This is a genomic window from uncultured Campylobacter sp., from assembly GCF_938030815.1.
In the GTDB taxonomy this organism is placed as follows: Bacteria; Campylobacterota; Campylobacteria; order Campylobacterales; family Campylobacteraceae; genus Campylobacter_B.
Genome location: NZ_CALHII010000106.1, coordinates 1 through 5,652 on the forward strand (window position 1 = coordinate 1; position 5,652 = coordinate 5,652).

The 5,652-nt window shown below is 43.3% G+C and carries 5 protein-coding genes and 1 pseudogene; all 6 read right to left on the reverse strand.

Going from position 1 to position 5,652, the window contains the following annotated elements:
* Nucleotides 1–388, reverse strand: a pseudogene (locus Q0277_RS03730) (hypothetical protein); the annotation flags it as partial.
* A 443-nt stretch (nucleotides 389–831) separates the two neighbouring features.
* Entirely contained in the window at nucleotides 832–1,518 is a 687-nt protein-coding gene (locus Q0277_RS03735; RefSeq protein ID WP_297995770.1) for a CRISPR-associated endoribonuclease Cas6, read from the reverse strand.
* A gap of 72 nt (nucleotides 1,519–1,590) precedes the next feature.
* A complete protein-coding gene (gene glyS / locus Q0277_RS03740) occupies nucleotides 1,591–3,618 on the reverse strand; it encodes a glycine--tRNA ligase subunit beta (protein WP_297995771.1) in 2,028 nt (675 codons plus the stop codon).
* The gene (locus Q0277_RS03745; RefSeq protein ID WP_291937682.1) at nucleotides 3,602–3,736 is read right to left on the reverse strand and encodes a hypothetical protein; all 135 of its coding nucleotides are present in this window, start codon (nucleotides 3,734–3,736) and stop codon (nucleotides 3,602–3,604) included. Before Q0277_RS03745 ends, glyS begins: the two co-directional genes overlap by 17 nt.
* The gene (locus Q0277_RS03750; protein WP_297995772.1) at nucleotides 3,733–5,094 is read right to left on the reverse strand and encodes an endonuclease/exonuclease/phosphatase family protein; all 1,362 of its coding nucleotides are present in this window, start codon (nucleotides 5,092–5,094) and stop codon (nucleotides 3,733–3,735) included. Before Q0277_RS03750 ends, Q0277_RS03745 begins: the two co-directional genes overlap by 4 nt.
* Nucleotides 5,082–5,570: a tRNA (cytidine(34)-2'-O)-methyltransferase gene (locus Q0277_RS03755; RefSeq protein ID WP_297995773.1), complete on the reverse strand. Its 489-nt coding sequence runs from the start codon at nucleotides 5,568–5,570 to the stop codon at nucleotides 5,082–5,084. Before Q0277_RS03755 ends, Q0277_RS03750 begins: the two co-directional genes overlap by 13 nt.
* Nucleotides 5,571–5,652 lie beyond the last annotated feature (82 nt).

The following is a 5,652-nucleotide window of genomic DNA, read 5'->3' on the forward strand; positions in this document are numbered from 1 at the left end:
CATTTTTGTAGTTATCTATATAATCAAAAACAATCTTTGCTAAACTATGATTTTGTGGATTTGAATAGATTAAAATGGAATTTTGTAAGGTATGCAAAATAGCTTGGAATTTTTTATATAAATCTTTTTCGTTTTGATACTCGTAGTTTGGGTATAAATAATATGAATTACTAGTTCCACCTATCTTTTTTGTAAAAAATGTTTTTATGGTGTCTAATGAAGTTCGTGATAGTCTTGGAGTACTAAGAAGCCTCCCGTTCTCAATTTTAAAATCAATAGCCAAAGTTATATGGTCACTATCCTTAAAATTGGAACTTTTAATCATAGCCTTAACATCGTCGTCACTTAACAAGTTGCCAATTTTATAGAGTTTATGAGCTAATCCCATATTTTATTTTTACCTTAAGTATTTTAATTAATTTTACGACCATTTTACTTAAATATTTCTAAAATTATTCTAGATTTGAAATCAGAATAAGATTAAGGCATTAAGAGGCATATTTTATTGTGATTCAGAAACTAATTGCAATAAATACTGAACTCTATCTGCCCCCAAATTTATGTCAAATATTTTAACATCTACGATAGGGCTAAAAAATATACATAAAATGCACAATATGTATTTTCCCATGCGATTAAGAACTTTTTTGGTTTTCAAATATAACTCCTTATTCTTTTACCTCATTATAGCACAAAATAAAATATATGTCAAGTTATATTGTTTTAAAGGTTCATGTGCCATTTTATTTTGATAAAAATCGTGTTATAATGCAGATTAAAGAATAAGGTTTCCCGTTGGGATTTAAAATTATTGTTTTAAAGGTTGTGACCTTATTCTTTTTGCTTTACAACCTCCAAAACCCCTACTCCGTAGTTCATGCACCCACTTCCAGCGCCCGTGCCAATGATCAAATTGATTAGTTCAGCCCTAGCTAAAATTTTCCATCTTGCTTGCCACGCATATACCGGCTCGCGATTGTTGCCGTAATAGAATTTCACAGATTCACCCAGCTTTTGCCACAATAAATTTAATTCCATTTCGCCATCATATTTTCGCCCCATAATCGTTTCAAATCGCTGTAAAATATTCGTCTTCATCATCTCTAAATGTCTACTATCTTGCGGCTGCAAATAGACTTTATGTCCCAAAAGCCCGCTTACTGCGCACGCCACGTAGCCTTGCACAATAGCTTCGTTCTCGCAGATTTTATGATTTTTCGCTTCGACGGTAGTTTGCGTAAATAAAATTTCACCCAAGCTTAGCCCATCTTTTAGCACTGCTAGCGCGATTTTACGTTCAAACTCCAGCTCGCATGAAGCAAATCGCACGCGCAAGTCCTCTCCTCGCAAGATAAAATCAAACACCGTGCGTTTAAAAATTTTACCGCTTGATTCGTGCCTATATCCTACGTGCTCTGAAGCCGGCAGATAGCGATAAAGAAAGCCCTGAATCAGCTGCGAGAGAGATTTTGTGATTTTTAGATTTTTAGTTGGTAATTTTGCGTTGATGATTAGCATTTGCGCTCCTTTGCGCGGTAAAATTCTGCCCAAGGTTCGTGTAAACCTTGGGCAAATGAGTTCTAAGTGAAATTAAAATCCTATCTCTTTGATATCGGCAAACTGCAAAAACGCGCGATAAATTTGTCCGATATTTGCGATACGATTTGCACGTATCTTGACATCCTGGACGTTTATCATTACGTTATCAAAAAAATCATCAATCACGCCTTTAAGCCCAAATAGTGAGCGCAGATACCCACTCACGTCGTTTTCGTTGAGCTTAATCGCCCTGAACGCCACATTTAGCGCACGCTCAGCGTCGTGTTCGAATAGGCTTTCATCCACCACGCCAATTTCTTCGTCCTTGATGATATTGGCTAGGCGCTTAAAGGTCGCGAAATTTTCTGCAAAATCCGCTGCTGCTGCGATCTCGCCCAGAGCTTTTATAGCCTTGCTTAGTCGCAACAGATCGTTTTCGCCGCTTGCGATGCACGCCTTGATCACGGACGGATTTATCTCGTCAAAAATTCCGTATAACCTATCTTTTATAAAATCCAGCAGCTTAGAAATGTCAAATTTCTTATAATTTGGCACCAGCTTTTGCGCCAGCGCATTCGCATCAAAGCTCAATCCTTGATTTAGTAAAATTTTAATTAGCCCCGTAGCTGCGCGGCGAAGCGCATACGGATCTTTATTGCCGCTTGGAACTTTATTGATGCTAAAAAGCCCCAGGAGCGTTTCAAATTTCATCGCTATAGCGATTACGCTACTAAATACACCGCTTGGCAGCTCACTATCCTCGCCGCTAGGCAGATATTGCTCGCGTATCGCGCGGCATACATGATCTGCCAGTCCAGCATGTGCGGCATAGTAACTACCCATAATGCCTTGAAGCTCGCTAAATTCGCCCACCATCGTGCTGCTAAGATCTGCTTTACTAAACATTACGGCATTTTCTACATCCCGCGCAAAATCCTTTTTGCCGATCTCCGCCTCAATCTGTGTAGCATAATCCGCGCTCAGTGCCTTTGCTACGGCTAGCTCGCGCACTTGCTTATCATAAACTGAGCCAAGAGCTTGCATATAGGAAATTTGCTTAAGTTTTTCAGGGCTAAATTCCGCTTGCAAATCGCTTTTCCAAAAAAACATAGCATCGCTTAGGCGCGCGCGTAAAACTTTTTCATTGCCGCGTATCACTAGCTCGTCATCATCGGTGATCGCATTGCTAACGACAACGAAGTGATTGCTTAAGTTTTTACCCTCGAAAACTGGAAAATAGCGCTGATTTTCCTTCATCGAAGTGATGATGACCTCTTTTGGCACGCTTAAAAAATCTCGCTCAAAGCTGCCTAACAGCGCCGTCGGATACTCAGTGATAGCCGTTACTTCATCCAGCAACGCAGGATCGACCTCGATCTTAAAGCCATGCTTTTTCTCGAGCTTTGCAAACTCGCTTAGAATTTTATCTTTTCTTTTTTGCTCGCTTAAAATTACGCCGTTACGCTCCAGCAGTGCAAAATAATCTGCGGCGTCTTTAAATTTAATCGCTTCATAGCCAAATTTTCGATGCGGAAAAAATGCAGCCGCGCTTCGCACGCCATAAATTTCAAAATCTACGTTTTGACCGCCCAAAACGCAGGCTATGCTTCTTATCGGACGGATAAACTCAAACTTGCCGCTACCCCAGCGCATCGCGCGTCCAAAATTTAGCGATCGTAAAAACTCCTCTATCATTTCGCCTAGGATTTCACGACTATCACGCCCCTTTTGCACCGCAGCGTGGTAGAGCACCTCTTTGCCGCCTATCTGCCGAAATTCCAGCTCGCTTTCGCTTAAGCCGCATTTTTTAGCAAAACTTAGCGCTGCAGGGCTCCACGCGCCGTCTTTGAGCGCGACGGATTTTGGCGCGCCCGTGCTTACGATCTGCGCATCATCGCCGCGTTGTGGAAAATCCTCGTGAAATAGCACGAATCTACGCGGGCTAAATTCGAAGCGAAAGTCGCTATTTATGCGGTTGGCCTCAAGCACTGCGCGCCATTTTGGCGCGATATTCGCACGCTCTTTTAAAAACGGGATCGCAGGCAGCTCCTCGACCCCAATCTCAATGAGTAGTTCCATCTTTATCCTTTTTTCGTTGATTTCGTTTTTCGTTTTTCTCCATCATTTCGCGGTTAAATCCTACGATCATAAATATCATAAAAAGCACGAAAAGTGCGGTTATAACGGCGTGTATCATTCTACTATAAATTCCTTTTGCCCTTTATAAATCGTAAAATAGGCATTTTTAAATTCTAAATTTTTGCCGTTTTGTACAGGAGCGCTTTTGCGAAAAATTCTAAACTCTCCCGTGCTTTTTAGATCAATTATGCCGTCCTTAACGTCGCCTTTGATCGTGCTTATCACATCTCCTGCGCGCAGCTGCCGCACCGATGCGCTAGGCAAAACGTATGGTGCGATAGAGCCTACGTTGCCGCTTCTAGATACGATCTCAAAATCGTCGATTTCAAAGCTTTGCTTATAAAATTTCGTCTTTTTTACTAGCAGATCGAGTTTATCGCCTAGCTGTAGCCCGCTGCCGCCATAGACAAAAACTCCACTTCCATCTTGAGAAATTGCAAAGCCGTGGCGGTTTGTAAAGCTCACGACTCCGCCTTTTATCAGCACAGGCTCACTTATAATGCGCCCGTAAAGCTCCTCTATCGTGGCGGTCTTTGCGGCGTTAGCGGTATTTTTAGCTAAAAATTCTTGCTTTTTCGGCGTAGATTTTAAAGCGTCCTCGTCCGTCAGAATGAAGCTAATCGGGAAATGATCGGAAGCGGTAGAGGATTTAGCAACCGCGAAACTGTCCTTTTTATATCCAGGCTCGCTACTAAAAAAATCGTCGCTAAGCAAGATATGATCTAACACTGCGCCGCTTTCATGAGATTCACAAGAGCCAAGATGCTTTAACTGCGAGCAGGGATGTAGCGCCCACAAATCGCTAAATCCGTCGCGCTCGATAAACTCGTTTAGCAAAGAATTTCGCCCGAAATTCGTATTAAAATCTCCCGCTACGATAGCGCGTTGGTGCCCTTGCAAAACCTCGCGTAAAAAGGCGAAATTTCGCCTGCGCTCGCTTAGCGGATTGCGTGCAGAGAGCATATGTACGACATAAAAGCTAAAATCAGTGCCGCCAAGCGCAAAATCAGCGCGCAAAATATCTCTAGTTTTAAGCTCTGTCGGGCGGTAGGTTTTTTGAAATTTTATCGGTATGCGCGACATCGCCGCCACGCCCGCAGGTGCAGTCTGCGCGCGCGAAAAAGCGTAGAATTTATAACCCGCCTTCTGCGCAAGCGCTTTTAGCACGGCTTCGTTTTCGATCTCTTGCAGCCCCAAAATATCGGCATTAAGCGCGCTTATCTCGTCCGCTACCGCTTGCAGCTTGCGCTCGTATTTTTGCTCGCTCCAACAACCACGCCCGATCTCAAAGTCCGCATACTCCGTGCCGTCGTCCTTGCCATCGAATAAATTTTGCACGTTAAACGATGCGATTTTCAGCTCCGCCGCACTTGCGCCGCAGAAAAACATCGCAAAAAGTAGCGCTAAAACTCGCAAACCGCGCTCCTAAAGTCAAATTTATCGATGTTTTGGCGGATCGCTTCGTAGGTTACGATGCCCACGCTGGTGGCTAAATTTAAACTGCGTCCCGCCCCGCTCATCGGGATCGTGATGCAGTTTTCGCGATTTGTGCGCATGATCTCAAGCGGCAGCCCGTGCCCCTCTGAGCCGAAAATCAAAAAATCGCCCGGCTGAAATTCCGCCTCATAGTAGAGCTTGTTCGTCTTCGTCGTCGCAAAAAAGAAGCGCTGCTTAAATTTTTCGTTCGCCGCCATAAACTCGTCCCAATTTTCCCAAATTTTAAGATCCAAGTTCGCCCAATAATCAAGCCCCGCGCGGCGCAGATGCTTATCGTCTATGAGGAATCCTAGCGGTTTGATCAGATGCAAGCGGCACCCCGCATTGACGCACATACGCCCGATGGAGCCCGTGTTTGTGTGGATCTGCGGATAGACTAGTACGATATTAAACATCAAAAATCACCGATTTTGCGCGAGCACAATTTTGAGATTTAAAATTCCGCGAGGCAAAGTTTTCAGATTTAGAATTTCGCAA